This is a genomic window from Aliihoeflea sp. 2WW, assembly GCF_000497755.1.
GTDB lineage: Bacteria > Pseudomonadota > Alphaproteobacteria > Rhizobiales > Rhizobiaceae > Aliihoeflea.
On record NZ_AYOD01000001.1, the window covers coordinates 148,630 to 166,202 of the forward strand.

The 17,573-nt window shown below is 62.4% G+C and carries 29 protein-coding genes; 28 read left to right on the plus strand and 1 reads right to left on the minus strand.

Features of this window, described 5'->3' with window-relative positions; translation table 11 throughout:
- Positions 1 to 86 precede the first annotated feature (86 nt).
- The gene (locus tag ALII_RS0100685; RefSeq protein WP_024585417.1) at positions 87 to 701 is read left to right on the plus strand and encodes a LysE family translocator; all 615 of its coding nucleotides are present in this window, start codon (positions 87 to 89) and stop codon (positions 699 to 701) included.
- Between the two features lie 2 nt (positions 702 to 703).
- On the opposite strand, the gene ALII_RS0100690 is transcribed toward ALII_RS0100685, so the two are convergent.
- Positions 704 to 976, minus strand: coding sequence for a hypothetical protein (locus tag ALII_RS0100690; protein ID WP_024585418.1), 273 nt, complete (start codon positions 974 to 976; stop codon positions 704 to 706).
- Positions 977 to 1,419: 443 nt separating this feature from the next.
- On the opposite strand from ALII_RS0100690, the gene rpsL reads away from it, so the two are divergent.
- From rpsL to ALII_RS0100830, 27 genes are all read left to right on the plus strand, one after another.
- Positions 1,420 to 1,791 (plus strand): 30S ribosomal protein S12, encoded by a 372-nt coding sequence (rpsL, locus tag ALII_RS0100700; protein ID WP_024585419.1) that lies wholly within the window; start codon positions 1,420 to 1,422, stop codon positions 1,789 to 1,791.
- Between the two features lie 55 nt (positions 1,792 to 1,846).
- Positions 1,847 to 2,317, plus strand: coding sequence for a 30S ribosomal protein S7 (gene rpsG, locus ALII_RS0100705; protein ID WP_024585420.1), 471 nt, complete (start codon positions 1,847 to 1,849; stop codon positions 2,315 to 2,317).
- 26 nt (positions 2,318 to 2,343) lie between these two features.
- Positions 2,344 to 4,434 carry an elongation factor G gene (gene fusA / locus ALII_RS0100710; RefSeq protein WP_024585421.1) on the plus strand — a complete coding sequence of 697 codons (2,091 nt, stop codon included), beginning with the start codon at positions 2,344 to 2,346 and terminating at the stop codon, positions 4,432 to 4,434.
- Between the two features lie 66 nt (positions 4,435 to 4,500).
- Positions 4,501 to 5,676 (plus strand): elongation factor Tu, encoded by a 1,176-nt coding sequence (gene tuf / locus ALII_RS0100715; protein ID WP_024585422.1) that lies wholly within the window; start codon positions 4,501 to 4,503, stop codon positions 5,674 to 5,676.
- A 67-nt stretch (positions 5,677 to 5,743) separates the two neighbouring features.
- On the plus strand, positions 5,744 to 6,052 hold the full coding sequence (rpsJ, locus tag ALII_RS0100720; RefSeq protein WP_007066362.1) for a 30S ribosomal protein S10: 309 nt from the start codon (positions 5,744 to 5,746) through the stop codon (positions 6,050 to 6,052).
- Positions 6,053 to 6,115: 63 nt separating this feature from the next.
- The gene (gene rplC, locus ALII_RS0100725; RefSeq protein WP_024585423.1) at positions 6,116 to 6,838 is read left to right on the plus strand and encodes a 50S ribosomal protein L3; all 723 of its coding nucleotides are present in this window, start codon (positions 6,116 to 6,118) and stop codon (positions 6,836 to 6,838) included.
- The gene (rplD, locus tag ALII_RS0100730) at positions 6,838 to 7,458 is read left to right on the plus strand and encodes a 50S ribosomal protein L4 (protein WP_024585424.1); all 621 of its coding nucleotides are present in this window, start codon (positions 6,838 to 6,840) and stop codon (positions 7,456 to 7,458) included. The genes rplC and rplD overlap by 1 nt, the downstream gene beginning before the upstream one ends.
- Positions 7,455 to 7,748 carry a 50S ribosomal protein L23 gene (locus ALII_RS0100735; RefSeq protein ID WP_024585425.1) on the plus strand — a complete coding sequence of 98 codons (294 nt, stop codon included), beginning with the start codon at positions 7,455 to 7,457 and terminating at the stop codon, positions 7,746 to 7,748. Before rplD ends, ALII_RS0100735 begins: the two co-directional genes overlap by 4 nt.
- A gap of 20 nt (positions 7,749 to 7,768) precedes the next feature.
- Positions 7,769 to 8,605, plus strand: coding sequence for a 50S ribosomal protein L2 (gene rplB / locus ALII_RS0100740; RefSeq protein ID WP_024585426.1), 837 nt, complete (start codon positions 7,769 to 7,771; stop codon positions 8,603 to 8,605).
- 15 nt (positions 8,606 to 8,620) lie between these two features.
- The gene (gene rpsS, locus ALII_RS0100745; protein WP_024585427.1) at positions 8,621 to 8,899 is read left to right on the plus strand and encodes a 30S ribosomal protein S19; all 279 of its coding nucleotides are present in this window, start codon (positions 8,621 to 8,623) and stop codon (positions 8,897 to 8,899) included.
- A gap of 2 nt (positions 8,900 to 8,901) precedes the next feature.
- Positions 8,902 to 9,291, plus strand: coding sequence for a 50S ribosomal protein L22 (gene rplV / locus ALII_RS0100750; RefSeq protein WP_024585428.1), 390 nt, complete (start codon positions 8,902 to 8,904; stop codon positions 9,289 to 9,291).
- On the plus strand, positions 9,291 to 9,998 hold the full coding sequence (rpsC, locus tag ALII_RS0100755; RefSeq protein ID WP_024585429.1) for a 30S ribosomal protein S3: 708 nt from the start codon (positions 9,291 to 9,293) through the stop codon (positions 9,996 to 9,998). The genes rplV and rpsC overlap by 1 nt, the downstream gene beginning before the upstream one ends.
- Before the next feature lie 27 nt (positions 9,999 to 10,025).
- Positions 10,026 to 10,439: a 50S ribosomal protein L16 gene (gene rplP, locus ALII_RS0100760; RefSeq protein WP_024585430.1), complete on the plus strand. Its 414-nt coding sequence runs from the start codon at positions 10,026 to 10,028 to the stop codon at positions 10,437 to 10,439.
- Positions 10,440 to 10,452: 13 nt separating this feature from the next.
- Positions 10,453 to 10,653, plus strand: coding sequence for a 50S ribosomal protein L29 (gene rpmC, locus ALII_RS0100765; protein WP_024585431.1), 201 nt, complete (start codon positions 10,453 to 10,455; stop codon positions 10,651 to 10,653).
- Positions 10,654 to 10,664: 11 nt separating this feature from the next.
- The gene (gene rpsQ, locus ALII_RS0100770) at positions 10,665 to 10,919 is read left to right on the plus strand and encodes a 30S ribosomal protein S17 (RefSeq protein ID WP_024585432.1); all 255 of its coding nucleotides are present in this window, start codon (positions 10,665 to 10,667) and stop codon (positions 10,917 to 10,919) included.
- A 70-nt stretch (positions 10,920 to 10,989) separates the two neighbouring features.
- On the plus strand, positions 10,990 to 11,358 hold the full coding sequence (gene rplN / locus ALII_RS0100775) for a 50S ribosomal protein L14 (RefSeq protein WP_024585433.1): 369 nt from the start codon (positions 10,990 to 10,992) through the stop codon (positions 11,356 to 11,358).
- Positions 11,359 to 11,370: 12 nt separating this feature from the next.
- On the plus strand, positions 11,371 to 11,682 hold the full coding sequence (gene rplX / locus ALII_RS0100780; RefSeq protein ID WP_024585434.1) for a 50S ribosomal protein L24: 312 nt from the start codon (positions 11,371 to 11,373) through the stop codon (positions 11,680 to 11,682).
- Complete coding sequence (rplE, locus tag ALII_RS0100785) at positions 11,675 to 12,232, plus strand: 50S ribosomal protein L5 (RefSeq protein WP_024585435.1); 558 nt, start codon at positions 11,675 to 11,677, stop codon at positions 12,230 to 12,232. The genes rplX and rplE overlap by 8 nt, the downstream gene beginning before the upstream one ends.
- A 26-nt stretch (positions 12,233 to 12,258) precedes the next feature.
- Complete coding sequence (gene rpsN / locus ALII_RS0100790) at positions 12,259 to 12,564, plus strand: 30S ribosomal protein S14 (RefSeq protein WP_024585436.1); 306 nt, start codon at positions 12,259 to 12,261, stop codon at positions 12,562 to 12,564.
- Between the two features lie 12 nt (positions 12,565 to 12,576).
- On the plus strand, positions 12,577 to 12,975 hold the full coding sequence (gene rpsH, locus ALII_RS0100795; protein ID WP_024585437.1) for a 30S ribosomal protein S8: 399 nt from the start codon (positions 12,577 to 12,579) through the stop codon (positions 12,973 to 12,975).
- A 40-nt stretch (positions 12,976 to 13,015) separates the two neighbouring features.
- On the plus strand, positions 13,016 to 13,549 hold the full coding sequence (rplF, locus tag ALII_RS0100800) for a 50S ribosomal protein L6 (protein ID WP_024585438.1): 534 nt from the start codon (positions 13,016 to 13,018) through the stop codon (positions 13,547 to 13,549).
- A gap of 86 nt (positions 13,550 to 13,635) precedes the next feature.
- The gene (rplR, locus tag ALII_RS0100805; RefSeq protein ID WP_024585439.1) at positions 13,636 to 13,995 is read left to right on the plus strand and encodes a 50S ribosomal protein L18; all 360 of its coding nucleotides are present in this window, start codon (positions 13,636 to 13,638) and stop codon (positions 13,993 to 13,995) included.
- Between the two features lie 72 nt (positions 13,996 to 14,067).
- Positions 14,068 to 14,631, plus strand: a complete 564-nt coding sequence (gene rpsE / locus ALII_RS0100810) for a 30S ribosomal protein S5 (RefSeq protein ID WP_024585440.1) — start codon at positions 14,068 to 14,070, stop codon at positions 14,629 to 14,631.
- A gap of 10 nt (positions 14,632 to 14,641) precedes the next feature.
- The gene (gene rpmD / locus ALII_RS0100815; RefSeq protein ID WP_024585441.1) at positions 14,642 to 14,836 is read left to right on the plus strand and encodes a 50S ribosomal protein L30; all 195 of its coding nucleotides are present in this window, start codon (positions 14,642 to 14,644) and stop codon (positions 14,834 to 14,836) included.
- A 15-nt stretch (positions 14,837 to 14,851) separates the two neighbouring features.
- Positions 14,852 to 15,325 carry a 50S ribosomal protein L15 gene (rplO, locus tag ALII_RS0100820; protein WP_024585442.1) on the plus strand — a complete coding sequence of 158 codons (474 nt, stop codon included), beginning with the start codon at positions 14,852 to 14,854 and terminating at the stop codon, positions 15,323 to 15,325.
- Between the two features lie 171 nt (positions 15,326 to 15,496).
- Entirely contained in the window at positions 15,497 to 16,837 is a 1,341-nt protein-coding gene (secY, locus tag ALII_RS0100825; RefSeq protein WP_024585443.1) for a preprotein translocase subunit SecY, read from the plus strand.
- Complete coding sequence (locus ALII_RS0100830) at positions 16,834 to 17,421, plus strand: adenylate kinase (RefSeq protein WP_024585444.1); 588 nt, start codon at positions 16,834 to 16,836, stop codon at positions 17,419 to 17,421. Before secY ends, ALII_RS0100830 begins: the two co-directional genes overlap by 4 nt.
- Positions 17,422 to 17,573: the final 152 nt, after the last annotated feature.

The window sequence follows — 17,573 nt, forward strand, 5'->3', positions numbered from 1 at the left end:
GCCGGAGCGATCCGGCGGCCTTTTTCATGCGGCTTGCAAGCGGCCCGCGGCGGTGGCACGGTTCGGCATCAACAGGTCAGCAATCGATGGATCTCACTCACCTCGCCATCTTCGCAGGCGCGCTGGCGATTTCGGCCGGCTCGCCCGGCCCGAGCATCGCGGCGCTCGTCGCGCGCGTCCTGACGCGTGGCTATTCCGACGTCATGCCGTTCCTGTTCGCCATGTGGCTGGGGGAGGCGATCTGGCTCGCCTGCGCGGTGTTCGGACTGGTGGCGATCGCGCAGACCTTCCAGGGCCTTTTCGCCGTAATCAGTTATGCCGGCATTGCCTATCTTCTCTATCTCGCCTGGAAGATGTGGACCGCGCCGTCGACGATCGAGGAACAGGAGATCGCACCGCGAACTTCGCCGCTGCGCATGTTCCTCGCCGGCTTCGCTGTCACCATCGGCAATCCGAAGATCATGGTCTTCTATGTCGCGCTCCTGCCGGTCATCATCGACCTGTCGCAGGTGACGCTGCTGGCATGGGCGGAACTGACCGCAACGATGCTGGTGGTGCTGGTCGTGGTCGACCTTGCCTGGGTTCTGCTCGCCTCGCGCGCGCGCCGGTTCATCCGGTCGCCGCGCGCGGTGCGGCTCACCAACCGGGCAGGGGCCACCGTCATGGCCGCCGCGGCGGCCGCGATGGCGACGTCCAAATAGGCTCAGCCGACCTGGACGATCGCGATCTCGCCCTCGATCGCGCCCTGCCACGCCGACATGTGCGGCTCCTCGTCCGGCATGCCTTCGAGTTCACCGATCTGGTCGAGTTCGGCGCGCGCATAGCCTTCCCTTGCGAGGGCCTCGAGCGTCATCCGGACCGCGCTGTCGTCGTCGGGCGCGCGCAGGAGGACGTTGATTCTCTCGGCCGGCGCGGAATCGCTTCGCCACACGCGGCCGACGATGATGGTGACTCGCGGCTCTTCATTGTCGTTCATGGCGCCATTCCGATCTTGATTCCTTTAGCCGGTCATTCCATATGGCGCTGGATGGGACAACCTCCTTCTGTCGGGCGGCGTTTTCGCTTCGTTTTCGGCTCGTTTGCGATATTTTCTTTCGCAGGGGCCGAACGGACGACGTATCTCGACCGTTCGGGCCGAATGGGGTTGACGATCCGGTGGCTTAGGGTTAGAAGCCGCCTCGTCTGAGCCGATGTGAGACTCTCCTTTCCGAAGCGACGCGCTTTGGAGTTTGTCTCAAACAGGGTTCGTTATTACGAGCGACGACACATTTCCGGCTTGCAAGAAGCGGTGACGCTTCCTCTGCGTTTGTTGGGCGAAACCGCAAGTGCGGTATTTTGCCCGAATTCGTGCATGGAATTGATGCCGCTGGCCGCCCTGACGGGCTTGAGACACGAGATTGAGAGAAAGAGGAAGGTTTAATGCCTACCGTCAACCAGCTGATCCGCAAGCCGCGCATTGCGCCGGTGAAGCGCAACAAGGTTCCGGCCATGCAGGCCAACCCGCAGAAGCGCGGTGTTTGCACGCGTGTCTACACGACGACGCCGAAGAAGCCGAACTCCGCTCTGCGTAAAGTTGCGAAGATCCGCCTCGTCAATGGCTTCGAAGTGATTGGCTACATCCCGGGCGAAGGTCACAACCTTCAGGAGCACTCCGTGGTCATGATCCGCGGCGGTCGCGTCAAGGATCTTCCCGGCGTGCGCTACCACATCATCCGCGGCGTTCTCGACACCCAGGGCGTCAAGAACCGCAAGCAGCGTCGTTCGAAGTACGGCGCCAAGCGTCCGAAGTAAGGTTTTCCGGCTGGGGCGGTTCGTCCGCCGGCCGCGATCGTGAGAGACGAGAGACATGTCCCGACGCCACCGTGCAGAAAAGCGTGAGATCAACCCGGACCCGAAGTTCGGCGACCTGGTGATCACCAAGTTCATGAACGCCGTCATGTTCGACGGCAAGAAGTCGGCTGCCGAGCGCATCGTCTATGGCGCGCTGGAGCAGCTCGAGACCCGCGCCAAGGCCGAGCCGGTCGCGCTGTTCCACACTGCGCTCGACAATGTCGCGCCGCATGTGGAAGTGCGTTCGCGCCGCGTCGGTGGTGCGACCTACCAGGTTCCGGTCGACGTTCGTCCGGAGCGCCGTCAGGCCCTGGCCATCCGCTGGCTGATCACCGCTGCCCGCAACCGCAACGAGACCACCATGATCGATCGCCTTTCCGGCGAACTCATGGATGCCTCGAACAATCGCGGCACGGCAGTCAAGAAGCGTGAAGACACGCACAAGATGGCCGAAGCCAACCGCGCCTTCGCGCATTACCGCTGGTAATTCCGGCGTAAGGGAAAGGCACAATCATGGCCCGCGAATACAAGATCGAAGACTACCGCAATTTCGGTATCATGGCGCATATCGACGCCGGCAAGACGACGACCACCGAGCGGATTCTGTTCTACACCGGCAAGTCGCACAAGATCGGCGAAGTCCATGACGGCGCCGCGACCATGGACTGGATGGAGCAGGAGCAGGAGCGCGGCATCACGATCACGTCCGCCGCGACGACCACGTTCTGGCAGGGCCGTGACGGCAAGAAGCGCCGCTTCAACATCATCGACACTCCCGGCCACGTCGACTTCACCATCGAAGTCGAGCGTTCGCTGCGCGTGCTCGACGGTGCGATCGCGCTCCTCGACGCCAATGCCGGTGTCGAGCCGCAGACCGAGACCGTCTGGCGCCAGGCCGACAAGTATCATGTCCCGCGCATGATCTTCTGCAACAAGATGGACAAGATCGGCGCGGACTTCTACCGCTCGGTCGAGATGGTCAAGAGCCGCCTCGGCGCGACTCCGGTCGTCGTCCAGCTTCCGATCGGTGCCGAGAACGAGTTCGCCGGCGTCGTCGACCTGATCGAGATGAACGCCCTCGTCTGGAAGTCCGAAAACCTCGGCGCCGAATGGGATGTCGTCGAGATCCCGGACGACCTGAAGGAAAAGGCCGCCCAGTTCCGCGAGCAGATGATCGAAACCGCCGTCGAAATGGACGAAGGCGCGCTCGAGCGTTACCTCGAAGGCGAGATGCCGTCGAACGACGAACTGCGCGCGCTGATCCGCAAGGGCACGATCGCTGTCAAATTCTTCCCGATGTTCTGTGGCTCCGCCTTCAAGAACAAGGGCGTGCAGCCGCTTCTCGACGGCGTCGTCGACTTCCTGCCGTCCCCGGTCGAAGTTCCGGCCATCAAGGGCATCGATCCGAAGACGGAAGCCGAAGTCGCTCGCAAGTCTTCGGACGAAGAGCCGCTTTCGATGCTCGCTTTCAAGATCATGAACGACCCGTTCGTCGGTTCGCTCACCTTCTGCCGCATCTACTCCGGCGTTCTCAAGAAGGGCGTTTCGCTCGAGAACACGGTCAAGGAGAAGAAGGAGCGCATCGGCCGCATGCTTCAGATGCACTCGAACTCGCGTTCGGACATCGAAGAAGCGTTTGCCGGCGATATCGTCGCGCTTGCAGGTCTCAAGGACACGACGACGGGCGACACGCTTTGCGATCCGCTGAAGCCGGTCATCCTGGAGCGCATGGAATTCCCCGATCCGGTCATCCAGATCGCGATCGAGCCGAAGACCAAGGGCGATCAGGAGAAGATGGGCCTCGCGCTCAACCGTCTCGCGGCAGAGGACCCGTCCTTCCGCGTCAAGACGGACGAGGAAAGCGGCCAGACCATCATCGCCGGCATGGGCGAGCTTCACCTCGACATTCTCGTCGATCGCATGAAGCGCGAGTTCAAGGTCGAGGCGAATGTGGGCGCACCGCAGGTCGCCTATCGCGAGACGATCACGCGGGTTGCCGAAGTCGACTACACGCACAAGAAGCAGACCGGCGGTACGGGCCAGTTCGCCCGCGTCAAGCTGGTGTTCGAGCCGAACCCGGACTCGGAAGATTTCGTCTTCGAATCCAAGATCGTCGGCGGCGCGGTTCCGAAGGAATACATTCCGGGCGTCCAGAAGGGCATCCAGAGCGTTCTGTCCTCGGGTCCGGTTGCGGGCTTCCCGATGCTCGGCGTCAAGGCGACGCTCATGGACGGTGCCTTCCACGACGTCGACTCCTCGGTGCTGGCGTTCGAAATCGCGTCCCGCGCGGCCTTCCGTGAAGGCGCTCAGAAGGCTGGTGCACAGCTTCTGGAGCCGATCATGAAGGTCGAGGTCGTGACGCCGGAAGATTACGTCGGCTCGGTTATCGGTGATTTGAACGGTCGTCGTGGCCAGATCCAGGGGCAGGAAGCACGTGGTGTCGCGGTCGTCATCAATGCGATGGTGCCGCTGGCAAACATGTTCAAGTACGTCGATACGCTGCGTTCGATGTCGCAGGGCCGCGCCCAGTACACGATGCAGTTCGACCATTACGAGCCGGTCCCGCAGGCCGTCGCTCAGGAAATCCAGAAGAAATACGCGTAAGCGCCTGTCGGGCTTCGCATAATCGAACACAAAGCCTGACAAGGCGAACTAGAATGGAGAATTCACATGGCTAAAGGTAAATTCGAGCGTAACAAGCCGCATGTGAACATTGGCACGATCGGCCACGTCGATCACGGCAAGACGTCGCTGACGGCGGCGATCACGAAGTTCTTCGGCGAGTTCAAGGCGTATGACCAGATCGACGCCGCTCCGGAAGAAAAGGCCCGCGGCATCACGATCTCGACGGCGCATGTCGAGTACGAGACGGAAGCGCGCCACTACGCCCACGTCGACTGCCCCGGCCACGCCGACTATGTGAAGAACATGATCACCGGCGCGGCGCAGATGGACGGCGCGATCCTGGTGTGCTCGGCCGCCGATGGCCCGATGCCGCAGACCCGCGAGCACATCCTGCTCGCCCGCCAGGTCGGCGTGCCGGCCGTGGTGGTGTTCCTGAACAAGGTCGACCAGGTCGACGACGCCGAGCTGCTCGAGCTGGTCGAACTGGAAGTTCGCGAGCTTCTGTCGTCCTACGACTTCCCGGGCGACGACATTCCGATCGTCAAGGGTTCGGCGCTGGCCGCCCTCGAAGACTCCAACAAGGAGATCGGCGAGGACGCGATCCGCAAGCTGATGGCCGAAGTCGACGCCTACATCCCGACGCCGGAGCGTCCGATCGACCAGCCCTTCCTGATGCCGATCGAGGACGTGTTCTCGATCTCGGGCCGTGGCACGGTGGTGACCGGCCGCGTCGAGCGCGGCATCGTCAAGGTTGGCGAGGAAGTCGAGATCGTCGGCATCCGCGACACCAAGAAGACGACGGTGACGGGCGTCGAGATGTTCCGCAAGCTGCTCGACCAGGGCCAGGCCGGCGACAACATCGGCGCGCTGATCCGCGGCGTCGACCGTGAAGGCGTCGAGCGCGGTCAGGTTCTGTGCAAGCCGGGTTCGGTGAAGCCGCACAAGAAGTTCGTGGCCGAAGCCTACATCCTGACGAAGGAAGAGGGTGGCCGTCACACGCCGTTCTTCACCAACTACCGTCCGCAGTTCTACTTCCGCACGACGGACGTGACGGGCATCGTGACGCTGCCGGAAGGCACGGAGATGGTGATGCCGGGCGACAACATCACGGTCGACGTCGAACTGATCGTCCCGATCGCGATGGAAGAGAAGCTGCGCTTCGCCATCCGCGAAGGCGGCCGCACCGTCGGCGCTGGCATCGTCGCTTCGATCACGGAATAACTGGATAGCAGTCTGTCGCGGGCGCGGGATCGCTCCCGCGCCGCGAAAGACTTGAAGGAAGAAACGCATGAACGGACAGAACATCCGCATTCGCCTCAAGGCGTTTGACCACCGCGTGCTGGATGCTTCGACGCGCGAAATCGTGTCGACGGCCAAACGCACCGGCGCCAACGTTCGTGGCCCCATTCCGCTGCCGACGCGCATCGAGAAGTTCACGGTCAACCGTTCGCCGCACATCGACAAGAAGAGCCGCGAACAGTTCGAGATGCGCACCCACAAGCGTCTTCTCGATATCGTTGATCCGACCCCGCAGACCGTCGACGCGCTGATGAAGCTCGATCTGGCCGCCGGCGTGGACGTCGAGATCAAGCTCTAACGAGCAAGACACGAACCGGCCGGGCGACGAGCCCCAGGGTTCCTCTGAAGAAAGAACGAGAAAATGCGTTCAGGTGTAATTGCACAGAAAGTCGGGATGACGCGCGTCTATAACGACGCAGGCGAGCATGTGCCGGTCACCGTTCTCCGCATGGAGAACTGCCAGGTCGTCGCTCAGCGCACCCAGGAGAAGAACGGCTACACGGCCGTCCAGCTCGGCGTTGGCCTTGCCAAGGTCAAGAACACGTCGAAGGCCATGCGCGGCCACTTCGCCGCTGCAAGCGTCGAGCCGAAGTCCCAGCTCGCGGAATTCCGCGTGTCGGAAGACAACATGCTCGACATCGGTGCCGAGATCACCGCGGAGCACTTTGTCGCCGGCCAGAAGGTCGACGTGACGGGTACCTCGGTCGGCAAGGGTTTCCAGGGTGTCATGAAGCGTCACAATTTCGGTGGCGGTCGTGCAACCCACGGTAACTCGGTCTCGCACCGCGCACATGGTTCGACCGGTCAGCGTCAGGACCCGGGCAAGGTGTTCAAGGGCAAGAAGATGGCCGGCCACATGGGTGCGACCCGCGTGACGACCCAGAATCTGGAAATCGTGTCGACCGACCTTGATCGCGGCCTGATCCTGATCCGCGGCGCCGTTCCCGGCTCCAAGGGCGCCTGGATCGTCGTCCGTGACGCGGTGAAGTCGGCCATGCCGGACAACGCGCCGAAGCCGGCCGCGATCCGCGCTGCAAACAAGAGCCAGGCTTCTGAAGCGCCGGCTGCTGAAGGAGCCGAATGATGGATCTCAAGGTCACCACGCTATCCGGCGACGACGCCGGCAAGCTGAAGCTCTCGGAAGAGATCTTCGGCCTTGAGCCCCGCGAAGACATTCTGCAGCGCGTCGTGCGCTGGCAGCTTGCCAAGAAGCAGCAGGGCACGCACAAGGCAAAGGGCCGCGCGGAAATTTCGCGCACTGGCGCCAAGATGTACAAGCAGAAGGGTACGGGCCGCGCCCGTCACCATTCGGCACGCGCTCCGCAGTTCCGCGGCGGCGGCAAGGCCCACGGCCCGGTCGTTCGCAGCCACGAGCACGATCTTCCCAAGAAGGTTCGCGCGCTTGGCCTGCGTCATGCGCTCTCGGCCAAGGCCAAGTCGTCCGACCTGATCATCATCGATGATCTGACCGTGGGCGAGGCCAAGACGAAGCTGCTCATCACAAACTTCGCCAAGCTCGGCTTGACGAATGCCTTGATGATCGGCGGCGCCGAGATCGACCAGAACTTCAAGCGTGCTGCGTCGAACATCGCGAATATCGACGTGCTGCCGGTTCAGGGCATCAACGTTTACGACATCCTGCGCCGTGGAAAGCTCGTGCTCTCCAAGGCCGCGATCGAAGCTCTCGAGGAGCGGTTCAAATGACGGATCTTCGCCACTACGACGTGATCGTCTCTCCGTCGATCACCGAGAAGTCGACCATGGCTTCGGAGTACAACCAGGTGGTTTTCAACGTTGCCCGCAAGGCGACGAAGACCGAGATCAAGGCCGCCATCGAGGCTCTGTTCGGCGTGAAGGTCACCGGCGTCAACACGCTCGTGCGCAAGGGCAAGGTGAAGCGTTTCCGCGGCACCGTCGGGCGCACCAGTGACGTCAAGAAGGCGATCGTGACTTTGGCCGACGGACAGTCGATCGACGTCTCGACGGGCCTCTGAGCGACCGGAAGGACAGGAAAATGGCACTCAAGAAATTCAATCCGGTAACGCCAGGCACCCGCCAGTTGGTCATCGTCGACCGCTCGGGCCTCTACAAGGGCAAGCCCGTCAAGGGTCTGACCGAGGGTCTGAAGTCGGCCGGCGGCCGCAACAATGCCGGTCGGGTCACTGCCCGTTACCAGGGCGGCGGTCACAAGCGTACCTACCGCATCATCGACTTTAAGCGTCGCAAGCATGACGTGTCGGCAACGGTCGAACGGATCGAGTACGATCCGAACCGCACCGCCTTCATCGCGCTCTTGAAGTACGAGGACGGCGAGCTCGCCTACATCCTGGCGCCGCAGCGCCTGGCCGTCGGCGACAAGGTTGCCGCGGGCTCCAAGGCGCTCGACGTCAAGCCGGGCAATGCGATGCCGCTCGGCACGATGCCGGTCGGCACGATCGTCCACAATGTCGAGCTGAAGCCGGGCAAGGGCGGTCAAGTCGCTCGTTCGGCAGGGTCCTACGCCCAGCTCGTCGGTCGCGACCAGGGCATGGCGATTCTTCGCCTGAACTCGGGCGAACAGCGTCTCGTCCACGGCTCGTGCATGGCGACTGTCGGTGCGGTTTCGAACCCGGACCACGGCAACATCAATCTCGGCAAGGCCGGCCGTTCGCGCTGGCTCGGCAAGCGTCCTCATGTTCGCGGCGTCGCGATGAACCCGGTCGACCATCCGCATGGCGGTGGTGAAGGCCGCACCTCGGGCGGCCGTCATCCGGTCACGCCGTGGGGCAAGCCGACCAAGGGCAAGAAGACGCGGTCCAACAAGTCGACCGACAAGTTCATCATGCGCTCGCGCCACGCGCGCAAGAGCTAAGGAAAGGGTGTCAACGTGACCCGTTCAGTTTGGAAAGGCCCGTTCGTCGACGGCTATCTGCTCAAGAAGGCGGATAAGGTTCGTGACGGCGGCCGCAACGAGGTGATCAAGATGTGGAGCCGCCGCTCCACCATCCTGCCGCAGTTCGTCGGCCTCACCTTTGGTGTCTATAACGGCCAGAAGCATATTCCCGTCTCCGTGAACGAGGAAATGGTCGGCCACAAATTCGGTGAGTTCGCCCCGACCCGTACCTATTACGGCCATGGCGCGGACAAGAAGGCAAAGAGGAAGTAACGATGGGCAAGGCCAAGGCTCCGCGCAGGCTTGCTGACAACGAGGCACGCGCCGTTCTGCGTACCATTCGCGTCAGCCCGCAGAAGCTCAATCTCGTTGCTGCCATGATCCGCGGCAAGAAGGTTGGCACTGCGCTGAACGAACTCGAATTTTCGCGCAAGCGCATCGCAGAGACCGTCAAGAAGACGCTCGAATCGGCGATTGCGAACGCAGAAAACAATCACGACCTCGATGTCGACGCGCTGGTGGTTGCCGAGGCCTATGTCGGCAAGTCGATCGTCATGAAGCGCTTCCATGCTCGTGGCCGCGGCCGTGCATCGCGCATCGAGAAGCCGTTCTCGCATCTGACGATCGTCGTTCGTGAAGTCGAAGAGAAAGTGGAGGCCGCCTGATGGGCCAGAAAATCAATCCGATCGGTCTGCGCCTCGGCATCAACCGTACCTGGGATTCGCGCTGGTACGCGAACACCGGCGAGTACGGCAAGCTTCTCCACGAAGACCTGAAGATTCGCGCCTATCTCGAGAAGGAGCTGAAGCAGGCTGCCGTTTCGAAGGTCGTGATCGAGCGTCCGCACAGGAAGTGCCGCGTGACGATCCATGCGGCCCGTCCGGGCCTCATCATCGGCAAGAAGGGCGCGGACATCGAGAAGCTTCGCAAGAAGCTGACCGAGATGACCAAGTCTGACACGCATCTCAACATCGTCGAGGTTCGCAAGCCGGAGATCGACGCCACGCTGATCGCCCAGTCGATCGCGCAGCAGCTCGAGCGCCGCGTCGCGTTCCGCCGCGCCATGAAGCGTGCTGTCCAGTCGGCCATGCGTCTTGGCGCTGAAGGCATCCGCATCAATTGCGGCGGCCGTCTCGGCGGCGCGGAAATCGCGCGTATGGAATGGTACCGCGAAGGTCGCGTTCCGCTTCACACGCTGCGCGCCGATGTCGATTACGGCACGGCCGAGGCACAGACTGCATACGGCATCTGCGGCGTGAAGGTCTGGGTGTTCAAGGGCGAGATCCTCGAGCACGACCCGATGGCTTCGGAACGTCGCGCCATTGAAGGCGATGCGCAGGGCGGCTCGGGCCGTCGTCGCGAAAACGCCTGAATGGCATAGCTATTTTGGAGAATTAGAATGCTGCAGCCAAAGCGCACGAAGTTCCGCAAGCAGTTCAAGGGCCGTATCCACGGCACCGCGAAGGGCGGAACGGACCTCAATTTCGGCGGGTTCGGTCTGAAGGCGCTTGAGCCGAACCGGGTCACCGCCCGTGAGATCGAAGCCGCCCGCCGTGCCATCACGCGTCAGATGAAGCGTCAGGGCCGTGTCTGGATTCGGGTGTTCCCGGATCTGCCGGTGACGTCGAAGCCGACCGAAGTCCGCATGGGCAAGGGCAAGGGTTCGGTCGATTACTGGGCAGCCCGCGTCAAGCCGGGTCGCGTCATGTTCGAGATCGACGGTGTCTCCGAGGAGATCGCCCGCGAGGCGCTTCGTCTCGGCGCTGCCAAGCTTTCGGTTCGCACGCGCTTCGTACAGCGCATCGCAGAGTAGGAAAGGGCTGATCATGAAGGCCTCTGACGTTCGGGCAAAGACGCTCGATGAGCTCAATGACGACCTGGCTGCGCTGAAGAAGGAGCAGTTCAACCTGCGCTTCCAAAAGGCGACCGGCCAGATCGAGAAAACCGCGCGCGTGAAGGAAGTCCGTCGGGACATCGCGCGCATCAAGACGATCGCTGCCGAGAAGTCGGCCGGCAAGAAGGCTTAAGGACGAAGAACATGCCAAAGCGCATCATGCAGGGCACGGTCGTCTCGGACAAGAACGACAAGACGGTCGTGGTCAAGATCGAGCGTCGCTTCACCCATCCGGTGATGAAGAAGACCGTTCGCCAGACGAAGAAGTACAAGGCGCACGACGAGAACAACGCCTGCAAGGTGGGCGATTTCGTCTTCATCCAGGAGTCGGCGCCGATCTCCAAGGACAAGAAGTGGGTCGTGATCGAAAATCCGTCCCAGGCGGCCTCGGCCGAGTAAGAACGAAACTTGATAAAGCCGGAGAGTGCGTATATGAGCCGCTCTCCAACGAATAAGAAGGCGGCCAGTCATGATTCAGATGCAAACAAACCTCGACGTGGCGGATAATTCCGGCGCACGTCGTGTCATGTGCATCAAGGTGCTGGGCGGCTCGAAGCGGAAGTATGCCTCCGTTGGCGACATCATTGTCGTCTCCGTGAAGGAAGCCATTCCGCGCGGCCGCGTTAAGAAGGGTGACGTGATGAAGGCGGTCGTGGTTCGCACGGCCAAGGACATCCGTCGTCCGGACGGCAGCGTGATCCGTTTCGACAAGAACGCAGCCGTTCTCGTCGATAACAAGAAAGAGCCGGTGGGCACTCGTATCTTCGGTCCCGTTCCGCGCGAGCTTCGCGCGAAGAACCACATGAAGATCATTTCGCTTGCACCGGAAGTGCTTTAAGGGGCCGGGAAGATGCAGAAGATTCGTAAGGGCGACAAGGTCGTCGTTCTGGCCGGCAAGGACAAGGGCCGTACCGGTGAAGTCGTGCAGGTGATGCCGAAGGAAGACAAGGCTGTCGTCCGCGGCGTCAACATGATTGCGCGCCACCAGAAGCAGTCCGCTTCGCAGGAAGGCGGCATCATCCGCAAGGAAGCCCCCCTCCATCTGTCCAATATCGCGATCGCCGACCCCAAGGACAACAAGCCGACCCGCGTCGGCTTCGATTTCCGCGACGGCAAGAAGGTCCGTATCGCCAAGCGTTCCGGAGAAGTGATCAATGGCTGAGTCCAAGTATGAGCCCCGGCTCAAGAAGCTCTACGGCGAGACGATCCGCAAGGCGCTCCAGGAAGAGTTCAACTACGCCAACGAGATGATGATCCCGCGTCTCGACAAAGTGGTCATCAACATGGGCGTCGGCGAAGCGACCGGCGATTCCAAGAAGCCTTCGGTCGCCGCGGAAGATCTCGCGATGATCGCCGGCCAGAAGCCCGTCGTCACGCGTGCCCGCACGTCGATCGCCGGCTTCAAGGTGCGTGAAGGCATGCCGATCGGCGCCAAGGTCACCCTTCGCCAGGACCGCATGTACGATTTCATCGATCGTCTGGTGACGATCGCTCTTCCGCGCGTTCGCGACTTCCGGGGCCTCAACCCCAAGAGCTTCGACGGCCGTGGCAACTTCGCCATGGGCGTGAAGGAGCACATCGTGTTCCCCGAGATCAATTACGACAAGGTCGACCAGATCTGGGGAATGGACATCATCGTTTGTACGACTGCCCGGTCGGATGACGAGGCACGAGCACTGCTCAAGGCCTTGAACTTCCCGTTCCGCCAGTAACGGCAGCGAATAAAGGACATATCTGAATGGCTAAGACCAGCTCAGTCGAGAAGAACCAGAAGCGCGCGAAGCTTGTGAAGCGTTTCGCCAACAAGCGCGCCGATCTGAAGGCGATCATCATGGACCAGGACCGTCCGATGGATGAGCGCTTCCGTGCGCAGCTCGAACTCGCAGCCCTGCCGCGCAACTCGTCGAAGACCCGCGTGCGCAATCGCTGCGAAGTCACCGGTCGTCCGCGCGCCTACTACCGCAAGCTCAAGATGAGCCGTATTGCGATGCGCGAGCTCGGCAATAACGGCCTCATCCCCGGCCTCGTCAAGTCAAGCTGGTAAGGAGGATATTCCATGTCCATGAGTGATCCTCTCGGCGATATGCTGACCCGCATCCGCAACGCCTACGGCCGCAAGAAGACCAAGGTCTCCACGCCCGCCTCTCGCCTGCGCGCCCGCGTTCTCGAAGTCCTGAAGTCCGAAGGCTACATCCGCGACTACGCCCAGGTCGACTATGACAACGGCAAGTCGGAAATCGAGATCGAGCTGAAGTACTTTGAAGGCCAGCCGGTGATCCGCGAGATCGCCCGCGTGTCGAAGCCGGGCCGTCGCGTTTACGTGTCGGTCAAGTCGATCCCGCAGGTTGCCAACGGTCTCGGCATTGCCATTCTCTCCACGCCGAAGGGCGTCATGGCGGACCATCAGGCCCGCGAAGAGAACGTCGGCGGCGAGATTCTCTGCCAGATCTTCTGATCGGCTTCTCGAAACATAAGAAGAAGACGAGGACAACGACATGTCTCGTATCGGCAAGAAGCCTCTCTCCGTCCCGCAGGGCGTGACCGCGACCGTCGATGGCCGCACCGTCAGCGCCAAGGGCCCGAAGGGCGAACTGAAATACGTCGTCAACGACGAAGTTCTGGTCAAGCTGGAAGACGGCGCGATCCAGGTTTCGCCGCGTGACGAATCCAAGGATGCGCGTTCGAAGTGGGGCATGTCCCGCACCCGGATCGAGAACATCCTCCAGGGCGTCAAGGACGGCTTCGAGCGCAAGCTCGAGATCACCGGCGTCGGCTACCGTGCCGCCATGCAGGGCAAGAACCTGCAACTCGCACTCGGTTTCAGCCACGACGTCGTCTACCAGACGCCCGAAGGCATCACGATCCAGGTCACCAAGCCGACCGAGATCGTGGTCAGCGGCATTGACAAGCAGCAGGTTGGTCAGGTAGCAGCCGAAATCCGTGAGTACCGTCCGCCGGAGCCCTACAAGGGCAAGGGCGTTCGTTATGCCGGCGAACGTATCGTTCGCAAGGAAGGCAAGAAGAAGTAAAATCGAAACGCCACGGGGTGCGGCCGCGGGAAGCATTTGCTTACCGCACAGGGCCGGCCCCGTTTTTCAAGGCAGGGAATTGAATAATGGCTTCCAAGGAATCCGCGCTCAAGCGCGCTTCGCGCGTTCGTCGCCAGATCAAGAAGGTCGCAGGCGAGCGTCCGCGTCTTTCGGTCCACCGTTCGTCGAAGCACATCTATGTGCAGCTCATCGATGACGCCAACGGCCACACGATCGCTTCGGCTTCGACGCTTGAGAAGGACCTCAAGGGTTCGCTCAAGACCGGCGCCGACTCGGCTGCTGCGGCTGCCGTCGGCAAGCTCGTCGCCGAACGCGCCGTCAAGGCCGGCGTCAAGGACGTCGTTTTCGATCGCGGGGCGTACATCTATCACGGCCGCGTCAAGGCGCTTGCCGATGCCGCCCGCGAAGGCGGTCTGAACTTCTAACCGGGCAGGGGCGGTACTTCCGCCCCGGTCTTTTTTGCAACCCGTGCTTCCGGAAAAAAATAAGGACAGGATATGGCACAGGATCGTAGGGAAGGTGGTCGCGGACGCGACCGCGAAGAGCGCGACGACGGGTTCGTCGACAAGCTGGTTCACATCAACCGCGTCGCCAAGGTGGTCAAGGGTGGCCGTCGCTTCGGCTTCGCCGCCCTCGTCGTCGTCGGCGACCAGAAGGGCCGCGTCGGCTTCGGTCACGGCAAGGCGCGCGAAGTGCCGGAAGCCATCCGCAAGGCTACCGAAAGCGCCAAGCGCGACATGATCTTCGTGCCGCTGCGCGATGGTCGTACGCTGCACCATGACGTCAATGGCCGTCACGGCGCCGGCAAGGTTCTGCTGCGCACCGCCAAGGCCGGTACGGGCATCATCGCGGGTGGCCCGATGCGCGCCGTCTTCGAAACGCTCGGCATGCACGACGTCGTCGCCAAGTCGATGGGTTCCTCGAACCCGTACAACATGGTTCGCGCCACGTTCGACGCGCTGAAGCACCAGCTTCACCCGAAGGACGTCGCAGCCCAGCGCGGCATCAAGTACTCGACGCTTCAGGCGCGCCGCGGCGCTGCCGTGTCGTCCGAAGAGTAGGATTGGTTAGATGGCCAAGAAGGCAAAGACGCTGACGGTCGAGCAGATCGGTAGCCCCATTCGCCGTCCGGACGCGCAGCGCGCAACGCTCGTCGGTCTCGGACTGAACAAGATGCATCGTCGCCGCACCCTGGAGGATACCCCTTCGGTTCGCGGCATGATCGCCAAGGTGCAGCACCTCGTCCGCGTCGTGGACGAGGCGTAAGCAGGAGCGACAGACATGAAACTCAACGAACTTCGTGACGTCGACGGCGCAACGCACTCGCGCAAGCGCGTCGGTCGCGGCATCGGCTCCGGCAAGGGCAAGACCTCCGGCCGTGGCGTGAAGGGCCAGAGCTCGCGCTCGGGCGTCGCCATCAACGGCTTCGAGGGCGGCCAGATGCCGATCTATCGTCGCCTGCCGAAGCGCGGCTTCAAGAACCCGTTCAGCAAGAGCTTCAACGAGATCTCGGTCGGCAAGGTTCAGGAAGCCATCGATTCGGGTCGTCTCGACGGCAAGAAGGCCGTGACGATCGAAGCGCTGGTCGAGGCCCGCCTTATCCGCCGCGCCAAGGACGGCGTTCGCCTCCTCGGCTCGGGCGAGATCAAGTCGAAGGTCTCCTTCGACATCGCCGGCGCTTCCAAGTCGGCGATCGAGAAGGTCGAGAAGGCCGGCGGCTCCGTCAAGGTGCCGGAAAAGGCCGCCGCCGAGTAATCGCGGTGCGCAACTGAAATACCCTAGCGGCGGCCTTCGAGCCGCCGCTTGCATATTGTCGGGCGTGGCCTTATGTCGTGCCTTCCACGGCTTGCACCGACGGACAGTGCGTGACAGGTTTTCCGCGCGCCGGCTTTTCCTCGGCTGATCCGCCTGCGTTCGGAGAGACTAATGGCATCTGCAGCAGAACAACTTGCCGCAAATCTGAATTTCGCGGCCTTCTCGAAGGCCGAAGACCTCAAGAAGCGAATCTGGTTCACGCTGGGTGCGCTGCTGGTCTATCGGCTCGGCACCTACATCCCGATGCCGGGCATCAATCCGGACGCATTCGCGCAGGCATTCCAGCAGCAGTCGGGTGGCGTGCTCGGCATGTTCAACATGTTCGCCGGCGGCGCCGTCGAGCGCATGGCGATCTTTGCGCTGGGCATCATGCCCTACATTTCCGCCTCCATCATCATGCAGCTCATGACGGCCGTCGTGCCGACGCTCGAGCAGTTGAAGAAGGAAGGCGAGCAGGGCCGCAAGGTCATCAACCAGTATACGCGCTACGGCACGGTGCTCCTGGCGACGGTCCAGGCATACGGCATCGCCGTCGGCCTCGAGGGCGGCGCGAACATCGTCACCGATCCGGGCTGGTTCTTCCGCATTTCGGCCGTCATCACGCTGGTCGGCGGCACCATGTTCCTGATGTGGCTCGGCGAGCAGATCACCGCGCGTGGCCTCGGCAACGGCATTTCGCTGATCATCTTCGCCGGCATCGTGGCGGGGCTGCCGTCTGCGATCTCCGGAACGCTCGAACTCGGCCGCACCGGCGCGCTTTCGACCGGCCTCATCCTCGCGATCCTTACGCTCGCGGTCGTCCTCATCGGCATCATCGTCTTCTTCGAGCGCGCCCAGCGACGGCTCCTGATCCAGTATCCGAAGCGCCAGGTCGGCAACCGCATGTTCCAGGGCGACACGTCGCATCTGCCGCTGAAGCTCAACACTGCGGGTGTCATTCCGGCGATCTTCGCGTCCTCGCTGCTGCTTCTGCCAGCGACCGCCGCCGGCTTCTCGGACACGACGAACCTGCCGGCCTGGGCGAACTCGGTTCTTGCCGCGCTCGGCCATGGCCAGCCGCTCTACATGTTGCTCTACGCCGGCCTGATCGGTTTCTTCGCCTTCTTCTACACGGCGATCGTCTTCAATCCGAAGGACACCGCAGATCAGCTCAAGAAGCATTCGGGCTTCATTCCCGGCTATCGTCCCGGCGAGCGCACGGCCGAGTATATCGACTATGTGCTGACTCGCATTACGGTCGTCGGCGCGATCTATCTGATCGTGGTCTGTCTGGTTCCCGAGTTCCTGATCTCGGCTACCGGCGTGCCGTTCTATCTCGGCGGGACGTCGTTGCTGATCGTCGTCAGCGTCACGCTCGACACGGTCGCCCAGATGCAGGGCCACCTCATTGCCCATCAGTATGAAGGGCTGATCAAGAAGTCGAAGCTCCGGGGGGGCAAGAGGGGACGATGAGACTGATACTGCTTGGACCGCCCGGCGCGGGGAAGGGAACGCAGGCGCAGCGACTGGTCGAGCGTCATGGCATACCGCAGCTTTCCACGGGGGACATGCTGCGCTCGGCCGTCGCCAACGGCACCGAGATCGGCAAGCGCGCCAAGGCCATCATGGATTCGGGCGAACTCGTCTCGGATGCGGTCGTCAACCAGATCGTTTCCGATCGCATCGACGAGCCGGACTGCCGCAAGGGGTTCATCCTCGACGGCTTCCCGCGCACGGTGGCGCAGGCCGAAGCCCTGGCGGAAATGCTGGCGCACAAGGGCCAGAAGCTCGATGCCGTGATCGAACTCAAGGTCGATGAGACGGCGCTGGTCGAGCGGATGAAGAAGCGGGTCGCGGACACGCTGGCAGCCGGCGGCTCGGTTCGGGCCGACGACAATCCCGAATCGTTCGCCAAGCGCCTCGACGAGTACCGCCAGAAGACGGCGCCTCTCTCTGCGCATTATCGCCAGACAGGCGAACTGGTCACCATCGACGGCATGCAGGACATGGACACCGTCACCGCCGAGATCGAGGATATTCTCGTCAAGGCGAACTGAAGTCGGGCGGGGTTGACCCGCCGGCCGAGTTGCCCTATAGCGGCGCGTCTCCCAATTCGTGAACGGGGCGCGCTGCTTTGGTGCTGGCGCCCCTCATGGCGCAGGAAAACACCCGCAAGGGCCGGCCTCCACCGGACGCGGGCATAAACAGA